Origin of the sequence: Azonexus caeni (genome assembly GCF_048146105.1) — a bacterium.
GTDB lineage: Bacteria > Pseudomonadota > Gammaproteobacteria > Burkholderiales > Rhodocyclaceae > Azonexus > Azonexus aromaticus_B.
Genome location: NZ_JBKJAD010000012.1, coordinates 1 through 19757 on the forward strand (window position 1 = coordinate 1; position 19757 = coordinate 19757).

General features: G+C 66.8%; 22 protein-coding genes. 6 read left to right on the forward strand and 16 right to left on the reverse strand.

Annotated elements, in window-relative coordinates; all coding sequences use genetic code 11:
• Positions 1-124: 124 nt before the first annotated feature.
• A complete protein-coding gene (gene tpx, locus ACLIIZ_RS12295; protein WP_416692461.1) occupies positions 125-625 on the reverse strand; it encodes a thiol peroxidase in 501 nt (166 codons plus the stop codon).
• A gap of 277 nt (positions 626-902) precedes the next feature.
• Positions 903-1499 (reverse strand): glycerol-3-phosphate 1-O-acyltransferase PlsY, encoded by a 597-nt coding sequence (gene plsY / locus ACLIIZ_RS12300; protein WP_416692463.1) that lies wholly within the window; start codon positions 1497-1499, stop codon positions 903-905.
• Between the two features lie 67 nt (positions 1500-1566).
• Between plsY and ACLIIZ_RS12305 the strand changes: the two genes are divergently transcribed.
• A complete protein-coding gene (locus ACLIIZ_RS12305; RefSeq protein WP_416692465.1) occupies positions 1567-1917 on the forward strand; it encodes a dihydroneopterin aldolase in 351 nt (116 codons plus the stop codon).
• Here the strand turns inward: ACLIIZ_RS12305 and ACLIIZ_RS12310 are convergent.
• The 3 genes from ACLIIZ_RS12310 to ybaK form a co-directional block, all read right to left on the reverse strand.
• Positions 1914-2186, reverse strand: a complete 273-nt coding sequence (locus ACLIIZ_RS12310) for a hypothetical protein (protein WP_416692466.1) — start codon at positions 2184-2186, stop codon at positions 1914-1916. The genes ACLIIZ_RS12305 and ACLIIZ_RS12310 overlap by 4 nt on opposite strands.
• A gap of 72 nt (positions 2187-2258) precedes the next feature.
• Complete coding sequence (locus ACLIIZ_RS12315) at positions 2259-3134, reverse strand: ZIP family metal transporter (RefSeq protein WP_416692467.1); 876 nt, start codon at positions 3132-3134, stop codon at positions 2259-2261.
• A 356-nt stretch (positions 3135-3490) separates the two neighbouring features.
• The gene (gene ybaK, locus ACLIIZ_RS12320; RefSeq protein ID WP_416692468.1) at positions 3491-3982 is read right to left on the reverse strand and encodes a Cys-tRNA(Pro) deacylase; all 492 of its coding nucleotides are present in this window, start codon (positions 3980-3982) and stop codon (positions 3491-3493) included.
• A gap of 142 nt (positions 3983-4124) precedes the next feature.
• Here ybaK and ACLIIZ_RS12325 point away from each other — a divergent pair, with 142 nt between their 5' ends.
• Positions 4125-4478, forward strand: a complete 354-nt coding sequence (locus ACLIIZ_RS12325) for a FlxA-like family protein (protein ID WP_416692470.1) — start codon at positions 4125-4127, stop codon at positions 4476-4478.
• Here the strand turns inward: ACLIIZ_RS12325 and ACLIIZ_RS12330 are convergent.
• From ACLIIZ_RS12330 to ACLIIZ_RS12350, 5 genes are all read right to left on the reverse strand, one after another.
• Positions 4469-6814, reverse strand: a complete 2346-nt coding sequence (locus ACLIIZ_RS12330; protein WP_416692472.1) for an ATP-binding protein — start codon at positions 6812-6814, stop codon at positions 4469-4471. The genes ACLIIZ_RS12325 and ACLIIZ_RS12330 overlap by 10 nt on opposite strands.
• Positions 6811-7719, reverse strand: a complete 909-nt coding sequence (locus ACLIIZ_RS12335) for a PhnD/SsuA/transferrin family substrate-binding protein (RefSeq protein WP_416692473.1) — start codon at positions 7717-7719, stop codon at positions 6811-6813. Before ACLIIZ_RS12335 ends, ACLIIZ_RS12330 begins: the two co-directional genes overlap by 4 nt.
• Before the next feature lie 81 nt (positions 7720-7800).
• Positions 7801-8553, reverse strand: a complete 753-nt coding sequence (locus tag ACLIIZ_RS12340) for an SIMPL domain-containing protein (protein ID WP_416692474.1) — start codon at positions 8551-8553, stop codon at positions 7801-7803.
• Positions 8554-8624: 71 nt separating this feature from the next.
• A complete protein-coding gene (xerD, locus tag ACLIIZ_RS12345) occupies positions 8625-9545 on the reverse strand; it encodes a site-specific tyrosine recombinase XerD (protein WP_416692476.1) in 921 nt (306 codons plus the stop codon).
• On the reverse strand, positions 9520-9996 hold the full coding sequence (locus ACLIIZ_RS12350; protein WP_416692477.1) for a methylated-DNA--[protein]-cysteine S-methyltransferase: 477 nt from the start codon (positions 9994-9996) through the stop codon (positions 9520-9522). Before ACLIIZ_RS12350 ends, xerD begins: the two co-directional genes overlap by 26 nt.
• A gap of 131 nt (positions 9997-10127) precedes the next feature.
• On the opposite strand from ACLIIZ_RS12350, the gene ACLIIZ_RS12355 reads away from it, so the two are divergent.
• The 3 genes from ACLIIZ_RS12355 (at position 10128) to ACLIIZ_RS12365 (ending at position 12416) form a co-directional block, all read left to right on the forward strand.
• Positions 10128-10922, forward strand: a complete 795-nt coding sequence (locus ACLIIZ_RS12355) for an amino acid ABC transporter substrate-binding protein (protein ID WP_416692479.1) — start codon at positions 10128-10130, stop codon at positions 10920-10922.
• A gap of 77 nt (positions 10923-10999) precedes the next feature.
• Positions 11000-11653, forward strand: a complete 654-nt coding sequence (locus ACLIIZ_RS12360; protein ID WP_416692481.1) for an amino acid ABC transporter permease — start codon at positions 11000-11002, stop codon at positions 11651-11653.
• Between the two features lie 10 nt (positions 11654-11663).
• Entirely contained in the window at positions 11664-12416 is a 753-nt protein-coding gene (locus tag ACLIIZ_RS12365) for an amino acid ABC transporter ATP-binding protein (RefSeq protein ID WP_416692686.1), read from the forward strand.
• A gap of 9 nt (positions 12417-12425) precedes the next feature.
• On the opposite strand, the gene ACLIIZ_RS12370 is transcribed toward ACLIIZ_RS12365, so the two are convergent.
• From ACLIIZ_RS12370 to ACLIIZ_RS12380, 3 genes are read right to left on the reverse strand one after another with little or no spacing between them, the layout of a single operon-like run.
• Positions 12426-13592, reverse strand: coding sequence for an acyl-CoA dehydrogenase (locus tag ACLIIZ_RS12370; RefSeq protein ID WP_416692483.1), 1167 nt, complete (start codon positions 13590-13592; stop codon positions 12426-12428).
• A complete protein-coding gene (locus ACLIIZ_RS12375; protein ID WP_416692486.1) occupies positions 13589-14050 on the reverse strand; it encodes a bacteriohemerythrin in 462 nt (153 codons plus the stop codon). Before ACLIIZ_RS12375 ends, ACLIIZ_RS12370 begins: the two co-directional genes overlap by 4 nt.
• A 31-nt stretch (positions 14051-14081) precedes the next feature.
• Positions 14082-15338: a glutamate-5-semialdehyde dehydrogenase gene (locus ACLIIZ_RS12380; protein WP_416692488.1), complete on the reverse strand. Its 1257-nt coding sequence runs from the start codon at positions 15336-15338 to the stop codon at positions 14082-14084.
• 113 nt (positions 15339-15451) lie between these two features.
• On the opposite strand from ACLIIZ_RS12380, the gene ACLIIZ_RS12385 reads away from it, so the two are divergent.
• Positions 15452-15691, forward strand: a complete 240-nt coding sequence (locus tag ACLIIZ_RS12385) for a hypothetical protein (protein WP_416692490.1) — start codon at positions 15452-15454, stop codon at positions 15689-15691.
• A gap of 33 nt (positions 15692-15724) precedes the next feature.
• Here ACLIIZ_RS12385 and ACLIIZ_RS12390 read toward each other — a convergent pair whose 3' ends face one another.
• The 3 genes from ACLIIZ_RS12390 to ACLIIZ_RS12400 are packed head-to-tail and all read right to left on the reverse strand — an operon-like array spanning position 15725 to position 19757.
• Positions 15725-16630, reverse strand: a complete 906-nt coding sequence (locus tag ACLIIZ_RS12390; RefSeq protein WP_416692491.1) for a diguanylate cyclase — start codon at positions 16628-16630, stop codon at positions 15725-15727.
• Positions 16627-19224, reverse strand: a complete 2598-nt coding sequence (locus ACLIIZ_RS12395; protein ID WP_416692493.1) for an ATP-binding protein — start codon at positions 19222-19224, stop codon at positions 16627-16629. The genes ACLIIZ_RS12390 and ACLIIZ_RS12395 overlap by 4 nt, the downstream gene beginning before the upstream one ends.
• The gene (locus tag ACLIIZ_RS12400; RefSeq protein WP_416692495.1) at positions 19221-19757 is read right to left on the reverse strand and encodes a YfiR family protein; all 537 of its coding nucleotides are present in this window, start codon (positions 19755-19757) and stop codon (positions 19221-19223) included. The genes ACLIIZ_RS12395 and ACLIIZ_RS12400 overlap by 4 nt, the downstream gene beginning before the upstream one ends.

Below are 19757 nucleotides of genomic sequence, written 5' to 3' on the forward strand. Positions count from 1 at the left end.
CCGCATATTCCAGTTCAGAAAAGCTCGCTTGCTTTGTCATCTCGCCTACCCGCTGTCACGCTTTCAGCATTTTCTCATCCCAACGCTATCGTCGTTCCGAAAATCGGAATAAATCAGCGTCTCCTTAGAGCACCGCCAGCGCAGCGGCGTAGTCCGGTTCCTGCTTGATCTCCGGCACCAGTTCGGCGTGCAGCACGCGATCGTTCTCGTCGAGAACGACGACGGCGCGGGCGGCGAGACCGGCGAGCGGGCCGCTGCCGATGGCGACGCCGTAGGCTTCGAGGAATTCACGACCGCGCAGCGTGGACAGCGTTTTCACCTGGTCGAGGCCTTCGGCGCCGCAAAAGCGGCCTTGCGCGAACGGCAGGTCGGCCGAGATGCAGAGGACGACGGTGTTGGGCAGCGACGACGCCTGGGCGTTGAAGCGGCGGACCGAGGTGGCGCAGGTCGGCGTGTCGATGCTCGGGAAGATGTTGAGGATCTTGCGCTGGCCGCTGAACTGCGCCAGCGCCATGTCGGCGAGGTCGGCACCGACCAGGGTGAAGGCGGGCGCGGTTTCGCCGGCTTGCGGGAAATGGCCGGCAACGGCGATCGGGTTGCCGGCGAGGGTGACGGTCTGGCTCATGCGTTTTTCCTGGCGTTGTTGTGGAGCGGGTCAGACGCCGCAGCTGCCGATTGGTTCAGCGCGGCACGCTCAGAAGTTGTCGGGCAGCGTGGCCAGCACGTCGATGCCCGATTCCCAGTTGACGAATTCCTCGAACCAGCGATCGATGAAACGCGAAATCATGATGACCTCCCGCAAACGCGATTGAGCCGCCAGGGCCCGATGGCTGCAGTCTAGGCGGTGGCCGGCGGGCGATCCAATCGGCAAGATTGATCGCGACGATGCGGGCTGGCTATCGTCAGGCTTTCTTCTTGCTGCCGATCTTCGATTCCTGGCCGGCCATCAGGCGTTGCAGATTGGGCCAGTGCTTGGCGATGAGGGCCAGGGCGATGGCCATGATGACGGCGAAGTGGCCGTCGGCGCCGTGCAGCAGCACCATGTAGAGCGGCGCCGAAACGGCGGCGATCAAGGCCGCCAGCGACGAATAGCGCGAGACGTAGGCAACCAGCAACCAGGTGGCGAGCACCGCCAGGCCGAGCAGCGGGTCGAGCGCGAGCAGCACGCCGGCGGCGGTGGCGACGCCCTTGCCGCCCTTGAAGCCGAGGAAGACCGGGAACAGGTGGCCGAAGAAGACGGCCAGCGCGACCAGGCCGACCGCCAGCGGGGAAAGCCCCGCCTGCTGGGCGACGAAAACGGCGACCCAGCCCTTGAGCGCATCGCCGATCAGCGTGAACAGCGCCGCCTTCTTGTTGCCGGTGCGCAGCACGTTGGTCGCGCCCGGATTGCCCGAGCCGAAGGTGCGCGGGTCGGCCAGCCCGAACAGCTTGGCGGCGATCATCGCGAAAGGAACGGAGCCGAGCAGGTAGGCGGCGACGATGGCGGACAGGATGAGCATGGGCGTGGACGGTCTCAAAGGGTACAATCGCGGCGGATTTTAACCCCGGGCCGGGCTTGGCTGCCAAATGGACATCATATTCATCGAAGAACTGCGCGCCGCAACCTGGATTGGCATCTATCCGCGCGAGAAGGCGGTGGCGCAGACGGTCGAGATTTCGCTGCAGATCGGCGTGTCGACCACGTCCGCCGGAGCCAGCGACGACATCCGCGACACCGTGGACTACGCAGTCGTCGTCGAGCGGCTGCGCGCCGACCTGGCCGCCAGCCACTTCAACCTGCTGGAAAAGCTGACCGAGCACATCGCCACCTTCCTGCTCGAGAACTTCGCCGCGCAATGGGTCCGCGTTTCGGTCGCCAAGCTCGGCATGATGCCTGGCGTCAAACGCGTCGGCGTCGTCATCGAACGCTCGATCTAAGTTTCAGCGACGGCGCCATAGGCCGCCAGCGCCCGGGCGCCGGCCGGCGACAGATTTTCCTCGCGCGGTCGGCGTAGCGCTTCCGGCGCGGCGGAGGCGGCTTCGACGACGACCTCGTCGCTCAGGCTGACCCGGTACGACTCCTGGATTTCCGGGCGGTCGATGCGTTCGTCGCGGGCCGGCCGCTCGCCGCGCAGCATCGCTTCGCGCAGGTAGTCGGGGCGCGTCAGGCGGCCAGCGGGCGGCAGTGGCAGGAAGCTGATCGGCATCCGGATTCTCCTCGGGCGGTCTCCCTGCCGGATGAGACCGGCCGGCCGCCGCCCGGTTCGTTACCGTTGGTATCAGATTGCGACGGCGAGCGTCGTCATCACCGCGAAACCGGCGAGCAGGCCGGCGGTGCCGGCGGCTTCGCGGCCCGCCCGGTGCGAGGCCGGGATCAGTTCGTGGCTGACCACCCAGAGCATGGCGCCGGTCGCAGCGGCGAGCGCGAGCGGCAGGGTGGCGCCGGCGAGGCTGCTGGCAATCACCCCGAACAGGCCGCCGACCGGCTCGACGAGACCGGTCGCCAAGGCCATCAGCGCGGCGCGCCAGGGGCCGGCGCCAAGCACGAGCATGGCGCTGGCGACGATCCAGCCTTCCGGCACGTTCTGGATGGCAATGCCGAGCGACATTCCGTGATCGACGCCGGACGCCGCAGCAACGCCGACGGCGAGGCCCTCCGGGACGTTGTGCAGGGCGATCGCGGCGACCACCAGGCCGATCCGCGGCAAGTCCTGGCGACTGTCGATGTCCTCGACATGGGCGTGCGCGGTGCGCCGGTCGATGCCATGCATGATGGCGGCGCCGGCAAGCAGGGCGAGCGCGGTGAGGCAGCCGAGCGTCCACGGCGCGCCACTGGCGGCGACCGTCTCGACCGCCGGCACGAGCAGCGAAAAGAGGCTGGCGGCTAGCATCATGCCGGCAGCGAGGCCGAGCATTGGCGCCATCAGGCCTTCGTTCGGGCGGCGCAGGAAGAGTACCGGCAGCGCCCCGATTCCGGTGGCGAGACCGGCCAGCAGGCTGGCCTGAAGGCCGTGCCAGGCCATCGGGTGGGCGGCAAACCAGGTGATGGCCTGATCGATGCCGAACGCCAGGGCGCCAGCGGCGAGCGCGACGCCGGCCAACCAGCGGCGGCGGAGGCCGGGATGGGCAAGGTGACGGGCGACGAGTTGGGCCATGGCAGTTCTCCGGTGGCTGACGGAAGAACTTTATGGCCGGCGCGACTATAGTTCCAATCGATTGCTTAAATCGTTTTGATAGCTAGGGCGTGTTCACAGTAATCTGCGGGACGGCGTTTGCCGTGGCGGGAAGGGCGCCAAGGCGCGAGGCGCTGGGAATGGTTGTTCCATTCCCGAGCCGAGTAACGCCGGCGACCGCCCGCCACGGCAAACCCGAAGGGCAAGGGGTTGGCGGGGCGCATTGCCGCGTTGCCGCTCGCTTGTGCAGATCACTGCACGGCGCGACCGGCGCCTTGCACTGCCTCCCCGCCAACCCCTTGCGCCGCCCGCTGCTTACTGTGAACACGCCCTAAAAATCAATCGACGAGGGCGGCCTCGACGCACTTCGGGTGCAGCGTGCGCAGGATCTCCCGCGGGTCGAGGGCAACCAGGAAGCCGCGGCGACCGCCGTTGATGTAGATCAGCGGCAGGTCGAGGATGCTCTTCTCGATGAACACCGGCATCGCCTTCTTGGTGCCGAAAGGGCTGGTGCCGCCGACCAGGAAACCGGTGTGGCGGTTGGCCACCTCGGGCTTGCACGGCTCGACCTTCTTGCACGGAATCTGCCGTGCCAGTTCCTTGGTCGATACCTTGCAGTCGCCGTGCATCAGCACGATCAGCGGCTTGCCGTTCTCGTCCTCGAAGATCAGCGTCTTCACCACGGCGTGCTCGTCGACGCCGAGTTCGCGGGCCGAGACGCGGGTGCCGCCGTGTTCCTCGTAGGCGTAGAGATGTGGCGCGTAGGCCACCTTGTTCGCCTTGAGGAACTGAGTGGCCTGGGTTTCGGGGGCGTGGGCGGCTTTGCTCATCGGATTGCGCTTCGGGTCGGGAGGCGCAATTTTAGCGCGGCCGGCGGGCCGGCGCTCTTTACCCGCTTTTACCCGCCGATGGCACAAGCTGCGCTCGCCGGTGCCGTAAATGTAGACAGGAAAATGACACAGGGAGAACATCATGGCATCGATCAGTGCGGTCGGCGGCACGACGGCTGTCAGCGCCAGCGTCGCCAGTTCGGGGAATGCTTCGGCGTCGCGCATCGCAGCGCTGCAGAAACAGTTGTCGGCGCTGCAGAAGGAATTGAGTCAGTTGCTCAAGGATCCGTCCGAGGAAACCGAAAAGCAGGCCGAAATCCTGCAGGCGCAGATCGCCGCCCTGCAAGCGCAGATCGCCCAGTTGCAGGCGCAGGAGGCGCGGGAAGCCGCCGAGGCCCAGAGCGAACAAGCGAAGAGCGAACCGGCTGGCGCGGAAACGGGGGCGGCGGCGAGTAGCGACGACATCCTCGGCACGCAGGTCGATCTCTACGTCTGAGGCGGCGTTTCTGCGTCTTCCGGCAGCCAGCGCAGCAGCGTGGCGAACAGCCGGTCGGGGTCGATCGGCTTGCTGATGTGGTCGTTCATGCCGGCGGCCAGGCAGGTCTGGCGATCCTCGTCGAAGGCGTTGGCGGTCATCGCCAGGATCGGTGTCTGCGCGTGCTGCGGCAAGCGGCGGATGGCGCGGGTGGCGTCGAGGCCATTCATTTTTGGCATCTGGATGTCCATCAGGATCAGCGCGTAGGCGTTCTTGCCGGCCAGGGCCAGCGCCTGTTCGCCGTCCTCAGCGACATCGACGGCGAGCGCGGCGTCTTCGAGCAGCGCCAGCGAGACCTCGCGGTTGATCGGTTCATCCTCGGCGAGCAGGATGCGGGCGCGCTGGTGCCGCTGTCGAAGTTTTTCCTCGGGAGCTTCAAGCGCCTTGGGGGCGGCGTCCACTCCTGGCGCCCCCGTTTCGAGGTCGACGCTGAACCAGAAGGTGCTGCCGACGCCCGGCGTGCTGTCCACCCCGAACTGGCCGTCCATCATTTCGATCAGCCGCTTGCTGATCGCCAGGCCGAGTCCGGTGCCGCCGTACTTGCGGGTGGTCGAGTTGTCGGCCTGCTCGAAGGCGGTGAACAGGCGCTGCTGCGCCTCGGGCGAGATGCCGATGCCGGTGTCGATGACGGCGAAGCGCAGTCTGGCCATGTCGTCCCGCGCGGCGAGGGCTTCGACTTTGATCCGGACTTCGCCGTGTTCGGTGAATTTGACGGCATTGCCGGCGAAATTGAGCAGGATCTGTTCGAGGCGCAGGGCATCGCCCAGGAATTCGCGGCGGGTCAGTTCCGGCGCCGCCTCGCTGACCAGGCGCAGCCCCTTGCTGGCGGCGCGCTGGCCGATCAGGCTGCAGACGTTTTCCAGCACGCCGCCCAGACGGAACGGCGCACGGGCGATTTCCAGACGGTTGGCCTCGATCTTGGAGAGATCGAGGATGTCGTTGATGACGTGCAGCAGGTGGCGCGACGCCTGATCGATCTTGCCCAGTTGCTCCTTGAGCGCCGGGTCGTGGCTGCGGCGCAGGAGGACGCCGGTCATGCCCATGATCGCGTTCATCGGCGTCCGCAGTTCGTGGCTCATGTTGGCCAGGAAGGTACTCTTGGCGCGGCTCGCCGCTTCCGCCGCATCGCGCGCCTGCGAGAGGTCGAAGGTGCGCTGCCGGACTTCCGCTTCGAGGGTTTCCTTGTGGCGGGCGAGCAGCAGTTCGGCCTGCTTGCGTTCGCTGATGTCGGTGGAAATGCCGCACAGCGCGTAGATGTTTCCCCGTTCGTCGCGCAGCGGCAGTTTGACCGTCCAGTAGATGGTGTGCCGCCCGCTCAGCAGGTCGACATTGTCCTCTTCGGTACGAATCGTCTCGCCGTCGCGCAGGGCACGGGCATCGTTCTGCCTGATCTGTTCGACGGTCGCGGCATCGAAGAATCGGCTGTCGTCGTTGCCGACCAGTTCGTCGAGCGAGCACTTGAACAGTTCGCGGACCGGGCGGTTGGCGTAGAGGTAGCGGCCCTCGATGTCTTTCAGGTAGATGCAGGCGCTGACGTTGTCGAGGATGGTCGCGTGGCGCGTTTCGCTGCCGCGCAACTCCTCGGCGCGGCTGGCCAGCGCGTCGAGCATGGCATTGACGGCGTCGCCCAGGCGAGCCGCTTCGTCGCTGCCGGCGAGTTCGACGCGGGTTTGCGTGTCGCCGCGCTGGACGGCATCGGCGACCCGCTGGATGGCGTGCAGACGGCGGGTCAGGTAGCGCGCGCCGAGGGTTGCGAAGGCGCTGGCGAGAAGGATGGCGAACAGCGTATAGAGCAGACCGTCGCGCCGGATGCGGGAGATTTCGCCGGCCAGCGCCGGATCGCTGATGCCCAGGCGCAGCCAGCCGACGCTCTTGTCCTGGAGCAGGATCGGCGTTGCCAGGTCGACGGCGAGGCGGGTCTGGCGCAGCACGGCGGCGGCGGGCCGGGGCGGCAGGTCGTCAAGGTAGAGGCCGCGTTTGTCGGGTTCGTTGTGGGCGAGGATCTGTCCGCGCAGGTCGACGATGATGGCGTGCTGCAGCCCGGGATAATCGGCCAGGCCGTCTACGATCTCCTGCAGGCCGGCGAAGTCGCGAGCCGCCACCCAGAGCGCCGCCGAGGCGGCGATGCTGCGCGCCAGCGCAACACTCCGCACCCGGTGCTGCTCGATCGCGAAATTCTCCTGGCGACTGCTCGTTTCGAGGATGAACAGGGTCATGATCAGGGCGACCAGGACGGCGACGCCGACCGCCAGTTGCCGGCGCAAGTTGCCGAGCAGCCGATGGCGAAGCTGCTTCATCGCTGTTCCACCGGACGCACTTCCTGCTCGAAACGCCGGATGTAGGCATCAACCACCTGATAAGTCGTGTCATCCGCGAAATGGAAGCGGGCGGTGGCCATTGCCGCCAGGACCAGTTGGCCGCTGTCGCTGTCCTCCAGCTTGAGCAGGATGTTACGTACCGCCTGGACGATGGGCTCGGGGACATTGTTACGCACCATGACCGAATTGTTGAGCAGCGGTTCGGTTTCCCAAAGCACGCGCAGTTGCGCGGCCTCGGCCGGATGGTCGCGCAGGAACAGGCGCCAGGGCGGCGGCCAGGTGGCGGCGACCGCGGTATGGCCGAGATAGGCGCTCATGATCGCCGACTCCTGCGAGCCGACGTAGCTGTTTTCGATGTCATGATTGATGTCGATGCCGTTCTCGTGCAGGAAGTACTGCGGCATGATGCAGGCGGCGAGCGCGGTCGGCGACGGATAGCCGACGCGCTTGTCCTTGAGGTCCGCCGGATGGCGGATCGGGCTGTCGCGACGGACGATGAAGAGGCCGCGAAAATCCTCGGCGTCGCCGGCCATGGCGATGACGCGGTAGCCCAGTTTCATCGCCTGCAGCGACTGCCAGGGGTTGGGGAGCAGGAATTCCGGGCCGCGGGCGCGGTATTTCGCCTCGTAGGCCTGGTAGTCACGCGATGCCTCGAGTTCGAAGCGGGCTTCCGGAATGCTGGCGTTGAGCAGGTCGATCAGCGGCTGGTAGGCTTCGGCGAGCTTGTTCGGGTTATGCAGCGGATGCACCGCAAAGCGGTAGAGCGGGGTGGTTTCGGCCGTTGGCGTCGTCCGGTAGTCCAGCGGCAGGGCGGCGTCTTGCGGGCGATCGCAGGCGGCGAGCAGCGCGCACAGCGTCAGTGCCAGCAGGCGAAGCAGGCCCATCGATCTCCCTCCGTGTTTTTCTGCCAGTCAAGGTAGCGCCAAACGTCGGACCCGGCAAGCCCGGCAAAACCCCGGTGCTGCCTACTCGATGGCGTATTCGATGGTGACGACGACGCGCGCCTTCTTGTCCACCGTCGTCTTGTCATAGACCCCGCCGTAATCGCTGGCCTCCTCTTCGCTGCCGTTGGCCGGCAGGATGTAGAAAGCGCCCTGCGACGCCGAGCGCATGGCGCCGACCCGGGCGTCGCCGACCTTGGCGAATTCTTCGGCACGCTGCCGGGCGTTGCGGGTCGCCGCGCCGATCAAGGACATCTTGACGCTTTCCAGGTCGTTGATCAGGTAGCGCGGATCGTCATAGACGATGGGCTTGCCCTGCGCCTTGAGTTCGATGATCGCGCTGTGCGCCTTGGCGATGGTATCGAGCGCGGTGGAACGGACGACGAACAGTTGCTTGCCGTCGAAGCCGCGCTGCACCTGGCGCGAGCCGCCTTGCGGCAGGGGTTCGTACTCGTGGTGCGGGCTCACCGATTCCGGGCCGGCGCTGGTGCTGTCGGCGGCGAAACCCTGCTCCGTGAGGAAGCCGTCGATGATCGGCCGCGCCAGACGTAGCGCGTTCAGGGTGGCGGCGAAATCGGCGCCGTGCACGGCAATGCCGATGCTCCATTCGGCGGAGTCGGCCTTGACCGGTTTCTCGGCCAGCCCCTTGACCGAAATGCTCTGCTTGGGCGCGCCCAGGGTCTTGAAATGCTTCGCCAGCACCGTCGCGCCGCCGATCAGGCCAAAGGCGAGGAGGAGGCCAAGGCCGAGCAGCGGCCAGGAATTGCGATTGTCCATGAGCTTCGTTCTCGAGAGGAAAAACGGCATCGTAGCGGCGGATGCTGTCCATGCCAATGGCAATCCGGCTTTCAGCCACGCGGATGATGGATGGCGTGCAGCGCTTTCAGGCGTTCGCGGGCGACATGGGTGTAGATCTGCGTCGTCGAGATGTCGGCATGGCCGAGCAGCAACTGGACCACACGCAGGTCGGCGCCGTGGTTGAGCAGGTGGGTGGCGAAGGCGTGGCGCAGCACGTGCGGCGACAGCTTCGCCGGGTCGATGCCGGCCAGCAGCGCGTAGCGCTTGATCAGGTGCCAGAAGGCGTGACGGGTCATGGCGCCGCCGCGGGCGGTGACGAACAAGGCGTCGCTCTGCCGGGCGCCGAGGATGTCGGCGCGGCTTTCGCGCAGGTAGCGGGCAATCCAGTCGATCGCCTGCTCGCCGAGCGGCACCAGGCGTTCCTTGCTGCCCTTGCCGAAGGCGCGCAGCACGCCGTCGTTGAGGCTGATCGAATGCAGTTGCAGGCCAACCAGTTCGGAAACGCGCAGGCCGGTCGCGTACAGCGTCTCCAGCATGGCGCGGTCGCGCAAGCCGAGCGGCGTCTCCAGGTCAGGGGCGGCGAGCAGGGCGCCGACCTGGGCTTCCGACATCACCTTGGGCAGGCGGGCGGGCAGGCTGGGGTTCGCTAGCTGCAGCGTTGGATCGACGACGATGCGGCCGCGGCTGACCTGCCAGCGATAGAAGCGACGCAAGGTGGAAAGATAACGCGCCTGCGAACTGGCGCGCGTGCTGCGCGACAATTCGGCGACGAAGCCGGCCAGCGTGCTCTCGCGCAGGTCGAGCAGGGCCTCGTGGCCGTGTCCGGCGAGCCAGCCAGCGAGCCGGCCGAGGTCGCTGCGGTAGCTGGCGAGCGTCGCCTTGGCCAGGCCGTCTTCCAGCCACAGCGCGTCGCAGAACTGGTCGATTTCGGCGAGGTCGGCCGTTCTAGCGGCCAAAACCGGCGTTTTCATGCTGCAACAGCCAGCGTTTGATCGAGAGCAGGAAACCGCCGCGCTCGCGGGCGAAGCCGCCGAGTCCGCCATGGCTGGCGACGACCCGGTGACAGGGCACGACCAGCGGGTAGGGATTGGCGCCGCAGGCCTGGCCGACGGCGCGCGGCGCGTTGTGCAGCGCTCGCGCCAGCTCGCCGTAGGTCTGCGTGCGGCCGCCGGGAATTGCCGCGATCTGCGCCCACACCCGGCGCTGGAACGCGGTGCCGGCCGGGCGTAGCGGCAGGCCGAAAACAAAATTCGGGTCGGCCAGGTAGGCTTCCAGCTGGCGCACCGCCTCGGCGGCGAGCGGCGTTGCCGGCGCTTGCGCCGCCCGTGGTTCGAGGAAGTCGATGGCGGTGATCTCGTCGTCGCTGCAGCGGATGCCGAGCGCGAAGCCGGGGGCGGCGACGATGGCTTGATGGTCGGACATGCGGGTTCCTGGTCGGCGGGTCGGCGAAGTGTATAACGTGCCGTGCGCGGTGTGCTCATTGCGAAGCGGGCGGCGGTTTTGGGGGATAATTGCCGGCTATTCGAAAAATCACCTTTTCCAGGAGTTCACGCATGCATCCGCGCCTTTCCTCCCTGTTCGCCGCGCTCGCCGCCACCACCCTGATCGCCGCCTGCGGCCAGCAGGAAGCGCCGTCGGCGCAGAGCGCCGCGCCGGCGCCGGCCGCCAAGATCGTCGTCGGCCTCGACGACAACTTCCCGCCGATGGGTTTCCGCGACGCCAAGAACGAACTGGTCGGTTTCGACATCGACCTCGCCCGCGAAGCGGCCAAGCGCCTCGGCGTCGAAGTCGAGTTCAAGCCGATCGACTGGAACGCCAAGGAAGCCGAACTGAGCGGCAAGCGCGTTGACGTGTTGTGGAACGGCCTGACCATCACCGAACAGCGCAAGCAGCAGATCGCCTTCACCGCGCCCTACCTGGAAAACCACCAGATCGTCGTCGTCGCCGCCAATTCGCCGGTCAAGGCCAAGGCCGATCTGGCGGGCAAGGTGGTCGGCGTCCAGGAAGGCAGCAGCGCCGTCGAAGCCATCGAGAAGGATGCGTCCGCCAAGACCTTCAAGGAACTGAAGAAGTTCGGCGACAACGTTGCCGCGCTGATGGACCTGAGCACCGGCCGCCTCGACGCCGTCGTCCTCGACGAGATCGTCGGCCGCTATTACGTGGCCAAGAAGCCGGGCGATTACGTCATCCTCGACGACAACTTCGGTACCGAGGAATACGGCGTCGGCGTGCGCAAGGACGACGCCGAGCTGCTCGGCAAGCTGCAGCAGGCGATGGATGAAATGAAGAAGGACGGCGCCGCCGCCCGTATCTCGACGCAATGGTTCGGCAAGGACATCGTCAAGTAAGCCCTGCTTGAACCCGGGCCGGCCTGCCGGCCCGTTCTTTCATCACTCCCATGGCGCCCGCCTGACGGGCTGACAGCATGGACTATTTCTTCCAGATTCTCGGCCCGCTGCTCGATGGCACCGCGGTGACGCTGCAGGTCTTCCTGCTCACCCTGGTCCTCGCCGTGCCGCTCGGGCTGGCGCTGGCCCTGGTCCGCGTCTCGCACTTCCGCACCGCCGCCGGCCTGGTCGGCGGCTACATCTGGCTGATGCGCGGCACGCCGCTGATGCTGCAGATGCTCTTCATCTACTTTGCGCTGCCCTTCGTGCCGGTGATCGGCGTCCGCCTGCCCGACTTTCCGGCGGCCATCGTCGCCTTCACGCTGAACTACGCCGCCTATTTCGCCGAGATCTTCCGCTCCGGCATCCAGTCGGTCGGCCGCGGCCAGTACGAGGCGGCGCGCGTGCTCGGCATGAGCTACGGCCAGACCATGCGGCGCATCATCCTGCCGCAGGTGGTCAAGCGCATCCTGCCGCCGATGAGCAACGAGACCATCACCCTGGTCAAGGACACCTCGCTGATCTACGTGCTGGCCATGAACGACCTGCTGCGCGCGGCGCGCGGCATCGTCCAGCGCGATTTCACGACCATGCCCTTCGCCGTCGCCGCCGCCTTCTACCTGATCATGACCCTGGTCCTGACCTGGGGCTTCATGCGCCTGGAAAAACGCTATGCCGTCTATGAAGACTGAAGCCGTGCCGATGATCGCGGCGCGCGACATCCGCAAGCACTTCCATGGCACCGAGGTGCTCAAGGGCGTCTCGCTCGACATCGGCAAGGGCGAGGTGATCGCCGTGATCGGCCCGTCCGGTTCCGGCAAGAGCACCTTTTTGCGCTGTCTCAACCACCTGGAAACGATCGACGCCGGCAGCATCGTCATCGAGGGCGAGACGCTGGTCGAAACGGACGCCGCCGGCCATTGCCGCTACGCGCCGGAAGCCGAGGCGCGGCGCATCTGCCGCAAGATGGGCATGGTCTTCCAGCAGTTCAACCTGTTTCCGCACCTGACCGTGCTGCAGAACGTCATCGAGGCGCCGCTCACGGTCAAGGGGCTGAGCCGCGACGCGATCGTGCCGCGCGCCGAGGAGTTGCTGCGCAAGGTCGGCCTGCTCGCCAAGTGCGGCGCCTATCCGTCGCAGCTATCGGGCGGCCAGAAGCAGCGCGTGGCAATCGCCCGGGCGTTGGCGATGGAGCCGGACATCATGCTGTTCGACGAACCGACCTCGGCGCTCGATCCCGAACTGACCGGCGAAGTCCTGCGCACGATGCGCCAGTTGGCCGAGGAGCACATGACCATGCTCGTCGTCACGCACGAGATGAGCTTCGCCCGCGACGTATCGACCGAAGTCATTTTCATGGATCACGGCGAGATCGTCGAGGCGCGGCCGGCCGCCGAAATGTTCGCCGACCCGCGCCAGCCGCGCACCCGCGCCTTCCTCGATCACATGCTCTGAGCTGCCGGCTCAGAAGGCCGAAATGCCGGTCTGGGCGCGGCCGAGGATCAGCGCGTGGATGTCGTGCGTGCCCTCGTAGGTGTTGACCACTTCCAGATTGACCAGGTGGCGGATGACGCCGAACTCGTCGGAAATGCCGTTGCCGCCCAGCATGTCGCGCGCCGTGCGGGCGATGTCGAGGGCCTTGCCGCAGGAGTTGCGCTTCATCAGCGAAACGATTTCCGGCGTCGCGCTGCCGTCGTCCATCATCCGGCCGAGGCGTAGTGCGCCCTGGATGCCCAGCGCGATCTCGGTCTGCATGTCGGCGAGCTTTTTCTGGATCAACTGGTTGGCGGCGAGCGGCCGGTCGAACTGCTTGCGCTCCAGCGTGTATTGCCGCGCCGTGTGCCAGCAGGCTTCGGCAGCGCCCAGCGCGCCCCAGGCGATGCCGTAGCGCGCCGAGTTGAGGCAGGTGAACGGACCTTTCAGGCCGCCGACGTCAAGGCGGTTTTCGCTCGGCACGAAGACCTCGTCCATGACGATGTCGCCGGTGACCGAGGCGCGCAGCCCGACCTTGCCGGCAATCGTCGGCGCGCTCAGGCCGGCCATACCCTTTTCCAGGACGAAACCGCGCAGCACGCCTTCGTCGTCCTTGGCCCAGACGACGAAGACGTCGGCGATCGGCGCGTTGCTGATCCAGCGCTTGACGCCGGACAGCCGCCAGCCGCCGGCGACGGCTCGCGCCCGGCTACGCGCGCTGGCCGGGTCGGAACCGGAGTCCGGCTCGGTCAGCCCGAAACAGCCGATCAGTTCGCCGCGCCCCAGTCCCTTCAGGTATTTCTCTTTCTGCGTTTCGCTGCCGAAGGCGAAGATCGGCAGCATGACCAGCGACGACTGCACGCTGAGCATCGTCCGGTAGGCCGAATCGACCGCTTCGATTTCCCGGGCGATCAGGCCGTAGGAAACGTAGTTCAGCCCGGCGCCGCCGTACTGCGGCGGCAGCGTGGCGCCGAGCAGACCCATTTCGCCCATCTCGCGAAACACCGCGCGATCGACCGTCTCCTGGCGGAAGGCGTCGCGGATGCGCGGCGCCAGCGCCTGGCGGGCGAAGGTCTGCGCCGCGTTGCGCACCTGCCGCTCGTCGGCGGCGAGCTGGCTGTCGAGACGGAAAGGATCGTCCCAGGCGAAACCGCTCATCGGCCGAACAAGCGGCTCAGCCAGCCGCCCGCCTTCTTTTCCTCGACCGGGGCCGCCGCCACCGGCGTCATGCTGGCGCGCACCGAGGCGACGTAGTCGGCGTCGTCGCGCTTGATGTGGTTGACCAGCCAGCGGGCGAGCATGCCGTGCAGTTCCTCGGCGATGTCGTCGCCCAGCTCCATGCGTTGCTGGTACTCGGCGACCTTGCGCGTGAACAGTTCATGCACCTTCTTGTGCGGTTTGCAGTAGGGGTAGCCGGCCTCTTCCTGCATGCTCTCCTCGAAGGCGAAGTGCGACAGCGTGTAGTCAATGCAGTCGTAGATCACCTGCTTGATCTTCTCCTGATTGCCGAGCACCTGCGCCGCTTCGAGATCGTTGATGAAATCGACGATGCGACGGTGTTGCTGGTCGATGACCGGAATGCCGGTGTCGAGGTCCGAAGTCCAGTTGATGGGCATGCTGTTGACTCCCCGTGATGGTATTTGTTGTTCAGCCGCGGACGTGGCCGTCGCCGAGCACGACCCACTTCTGGCTGGTCAGCCCTTCGAGGCCGACCGGGCCGCGGGCGTGGATCTTGTCGGTCGAGATGCCGATCTCGGCACCCAGGCCATATTCGAAGCCGTCGGCGAAGCGGGTCGAGGCGTTGACCATGACCGACGCCGAATCAACTTCGCGCAGGAAGCGCATCGCCTTCGGATGGTTGTCGGTGACGATGGCCTCGGTGTGCTTCGACGAATACTGGTTGATGTGGGCGATCGCCTCGTCGATGCCGGACACCACCTTGACCGAGATGATCGGCGCGAGGAATTCGGCGTAGTAGTCGTCTTCGCTGGCGGGCACGGCGTTCGGGACGATGGCGCAGGTTTCGGCGCAGCCGCGGATCTCGACGCCCTTGGCGGTTAGCATGTGGGCGATCGGCGGCAGCAGCATGGCGGCCACCGAGCGGTCGACGAGCAGCGATTCGGCGGTGTTGCAGGTGCCGTAGCGCTGGGTCTTGGCGTTCTCGACGATTTTCAGCGCCTTGTTCGGATCGGCGTCCTCGTCCAGGTAGACGTGGCAGTTGCCGTCCAGGTGCTGGATCATCGGCACCCGGGATTCGGCGAGCAGGCGGGCGATCAGCCCCTTGCCACCGCGCGGCACGATGACGTCGACGAACTCGCGCATGGTGATCAGCTCGCCGACCGCGGCGCGGTCGGTGGTCTCGATCACCTGCACGCAGTCGCCGGGCAGTCCGGCGACTTCAAGGCCTTCCTTGACCAGCGCGGCAATCGCCTGGTTGCAGCGGATCGCCTCCGAGCCGCCGCGCAGGATCGCCGCGTTGCCGGATTTCAGGCAGAGGGCGGCGGCGTCGGCGGTGACGTTGGGGCGCGCCTCGTAGATGATGCCGATGACGCCGAGCGGCACGCGCATCTTGCCGACCTGGATGCCGGACGGCCGGAACTTGAACTCGCCCATCTCGCCGATCGGATCGGGCAGCTTGGCGACCTGTTCGACGCCTTCGGCCATGTTGTCCACGCCCTTCTCGGTCAGCGTCAGGCGGTCGAGCATCGCCGGCTCCAGCCCGGCGGCGCGGGCGGCCGCGACATCCGCGGCGTTGGCGGTGAGCAGCGCCGCTTTTTCCCGGCGGATGGCGTCGGCGATCGCCTGCAGGGCGGCGTTCTTTTCGGCGGTGCTGGCGGTGGCGAGGCGGCGCGAGGCGGCGCGCGCCCGGCGGCCGATCGCCTGCATGGTTTCCTTGATGTCCATGATGCGTGTCGTTCGAAGCAAAAGGCCATTATAGCCAGACAAATCACAGGGAACTTCCGGAAGCGGGTAAACTCTTACCCGCATTGATTACGGGGCTTTCCATCGAGGACATGATGGGCGAAAAACTGATACTACCGGCCGAGGTCAAGGTCTGCGCGACTTGCAGCTACTGGGACGGCGAACGCCAGGTGGACGAAGAGATGAAACTGGTGGTGGTCGCCGATGAGTGCAAGGGCCAGTGCCTGGTCCAGGAGACCGACAAGCCGGCCCTGCACGACGTGCGCCGGGAGTGCGACTGCATCTGGGAAGACCTCGGGCCCGACGAGTTGCCGCCGACCGCCGACAAGGCCTGAACGGCCCCCGGGGCGCATCGCGCCAAGCCCCGATCAGTTTTCCTGCCAGACCACCCGGTTGCGCCCCTCGCGTTTGGCGACGTAAAGGGCAGCGTCCGCACCGTCGAACAGTTCAGGCAGGACCTGCCCGCCCTTCGGAACCAGGGTCATGCCGCCGATGCTGACCGTGACCACCGGTGCCACCGGGGAGTGCGGATGGGGAATGTGCAGGTCCTCGATTCGGCCGCGCAGTTCTTCCGCCATCAGCCGCGCCGCATGGCGCTCGGTCAGCGGCAGCAGGACGGCGAATTCCTCGCCGCCGTAACGGGCGACCAGGTCGCCCGGGCGGCCGACCTGGCCGCTCATGGTGAGGGCGATACTGCGCAGGATCTGGTCGCCGGCGGCGTGGCCGAAATTGTCGTTGTAGGCCTTGAAATGATCGACGTCGATGATCATCAGCGACAACGGCGAGCCGCTGCGCGCGCAGCGCCGCCATTCGCTTTCGAGTTGCGTATCGTAGCGGCGGCGATTGGCGATCTCGGTCAGGCTGTCGATCATCGCCAGGTTTTCCAGCAGGCGCCGGTGGTGTACCGAAAGCAGGTGGTTGCGCACGCGCTTGCGGACGATCGGCGGATGGAAGGGCTTGGCGATGTAATCGACGGCACCCAGGTCGAGTCCGCGTTCCTCGTCGCTCGGCGAATCGAGCGCCGAAACGAAGATCACCGGGATATGGCGGGTGCGGTCGTCGTTCTTCAGCCGCTGGATGACCTCGAAGCCGTTCATGTCCGGCATCAACACGTCGAGCAGGATCAGGTCGGGTTGCTGTTCGCTGGCGCGTTCCAGTGCCTGGAATCCGTTCTTGGCCAGGATGACGCGGCACTCGTCGTGCAGCAGTTCGGTGAGCAGTTCGCGATTCTGTTTTTCGTCGTCGACGACGAGAACGCAGTGCGGTGCGGTCATGCGAGCGATTTCCTCCACGCTTCGCGCAGGCCTTGCAGCCTGACGCAAGCCGTATCGTATTCGACATCGTCGATCAGCCAGCCGATTTCTTCAAGCAACTTCGCCATGTCGATGTCCTGGCCCGGCAAGTGCTCCGGCAGCGCCGCTGCCAGATGATCGAAACAGCTTCGGCTGCCGGCCTCGCCGGCCTTCAGGCTGTCGTGCAGTCGGCAAAACAGCGCTTCCAGCGTGGCCGGCGCCAGCTTTGCAGTCTGCTTCCGCGACTCGGGGAGAGGCGGCAGGCCGGACAGCGCCGCCAGCAGGCGCTGGTGTTCGCGGGCCAGCGCGGCGAAGTTCCCCGCCGTGGCGGGGGCCGGCATATCGCCGCTAAGCGTTTGCTCGAGCGCCCGCGCCACTTCCGCCAGTTCCCGGGCGCCGAGCGAGGCGGCGACCGATTTCAGCGAGTGCGCCAGGCGCCGCGCACTCGCCTGGTCGCCGGCCTGCAGCGCGGCATCGATCTGCTGGTCGAAATTGGCGAAATCCTGGCGGAAGGCGTGCAGCGACTTCAGGTAGAAGTCGTTGCGCTGCAGGTGCAGGGCCATCCCCTGCGCCGTGTCGATGCCGGGGATGGCCGCCAGCGCCGGCCCCGCGCTGCCCGTTTCGGTCGCTGCCTCGGCGCTCCCCGAGGGGGGCAGCCAGCGGGCGATTGCCTCGTACAGCACGGCGGGGATGATCGGTTTGGTGAGATGGGCGTTGATCCCGGCGGCGCGCGACTGCTCGCTGTCCTCGCGCGTCGCGTGAGCGGTCATCGCCAGTACCGGCAGGTCGCGCAGGCGGGGATCGGCGCGGATCAGGCGGGTCGCGGTCAGGCCGTCCATCACCGGCATCTGGATGTCCATCAGGACCAGCCGGTAATCCTCGCGCGCCAGGGCGTCGAGTGCCTGCTGGCCGTCGCCGGCGATGTCGACCTGGAGGCCGACCTTCTGCAGCAGGGCGATGGCGATCTTGCGATTGAGCGGGATGTCCTCGACCAACAGGATTTTCTCGCCCTGCCAGCGCGGCGTGACGCGCGGGCCGGCCGGGGCCGGCGCGGGTGGGCTGGCGGGAGCGGTTTCCAGGCTGGCGGTGAAGCGGAACACGCTACCCTGGCCCGGGGTGCTGGCGACATCGATTTCGCCGTCCATCAGGGTGACCAGCTGGCGGCAGATCGACAGGCCCAGCCCGGTGCCGCCAAAGCGCCGGGTGATGCTGCTGTCGGCCTGGGTGAAGGGCGAGAACAGGCGTTCGAGTTGCTCGCGCTCGATCCCCATGCCGCTGTCGGCGACCGTGAATTCCAGGCGCACCCGCTCGGTGCTGCCGGCCAGCCGGCGTACGCCGACCCGGATGCTGCCACGTTCGGTGAACTTGATGGCGTTGCCGACCAGGTTGATCAGGATCTGGCTCAGGCGCAGGGCGTCGCCGAGCAGGCGTTCGGGAATCGCTTCGGCACCGCTGAATTGCAGCGTCAGTCCCTTGTCGCGCGCTTTCAGGGCGAAGAGGGCGGCGACCGAGTGGAAGACGCCGGCGATTTCCAGGGGTTGCCGCTCGAGCGTCAGGCTGCCGGCTTCGATCTTCGAGTAGTCGAGGATGTCGTTGATGATGCCGAGCAGGGCTTCCGAGGACTGCACGATCTGCTCGAGGAATTCCCGTTGCTCGCGTGCCAGCGGCGTTTCGCTGAGCATGTGGCCGAGGCCGATGATGGCATTCATCGGGGTGCGAATCTCGTGGCTCATGCGGGCGAGGAAGTCCGACTTGGCGCGGTTGGCGTCGCGGGCTTCGGCAATCGCCTGCTGCAGTTCGGCAGTGCGCTGCGACACCATGCTTTCCAACGATTCGCGGTAACGCGCCAGTTCCCGGTCGCGCGCCTGCAGCGAGTCGAGCATGCGGTCGAAGCTCTGACCAAGGCTGCCGATCTCGTCGTTGCGCCGGGTGGCGATGCGTTCGTCGAGCTGGGCGTCTTGCGAAATGCGGTTGGCCAGGCGGTCGAGTTTTTCCAGCGGTGCCATCAGGCGGCCGACGACGAAGCGGGTCAGCGCCAGCGCCAGCACCAAGGCGACGCAGAGCGCCAGCGAGGTTTCGCGGATCGTCCGTTGCAGCGTCAGGTGGTACTGCTCCAGTGAAACCAGCAGTTCGACGTGGGCCGCCGCCGGTTGGTCTTCGTCAAGGAGGATCGGCGTGCGCACGACCAGGACGTCGTCGAGGAAGCGGGAGCCGCCGGCGTTTTCCGGGAAGGCTGGGATGCTGCGGTTGGCGGCCCGGTAAGCGCCGAGCTGTTTGCCGTCGGCGAGGACCAGGCGGGCGGCAAGCACCGTCGGATTGACCGCCAGCGAGTCGAGCAGGCGGCTGGCCTCCCGGTCGTCGGCGAAAGCGACCGCCGCCTGCAGGTTGCTGGCCAGCAGGCGGGCTTGCGCGGTCATCGAATCGTTCCATTGCGCCTGCAGTTGCTGGCGCTGCTGGGTGAAGACGAGGAGGAAGACGAGGCCGACGGCGAACAGCAGGAAGGCGAAGGACAGCGCAACCAGCTTGTTGCGGATGGTCGGCGCCGGCAGCAGGCGATTCAGGGGCGACCGGCTCATGGTTCGACCACCCGCGCCAGGCGCAGCAACTGGGCGTTGAATTCAAAGCCGCGGGCGAGGGCGGCGCGCCGGTTGACGACGATGCCGATGCGGCTGCCTTCGAGCGGCAGTTCGACCATGCCGCCGCCGCGGGCAAAGCCGGCGATGTCGGAAACCGTCAGCAGCGGCCGGTTGGCGGTGCGCGCCAGCCAGACCGGCAGGGCCGCCGCCTCGGCGCGGGGAATGAAGAGCAGGTGGCAGCCGGCGAGGTCGCCGCTGGTGGTACGCATCTCGACCGTCGGGTTGCCCTTGTCGATCTGGGCGAGCGCGTCGCCGAACGGATTGTCGTCACCGGCGACGCAGAACACGGTCGGTTTCGGTACGCCGTTCTGGCCGGGCCAGTAGACGAATTGCGACAGACGGAAAAACAGCACTGCCTTCATCCCGTATTCGGAGACCGGCTGCTGCGCCATGGCGGCGGCGCAGCACAGCGCAAGCAGCAGCGCCCAGCAGCGACGGTGGGGGGCGGGGCGAAGGTGCGGGAAGCGCGGCAC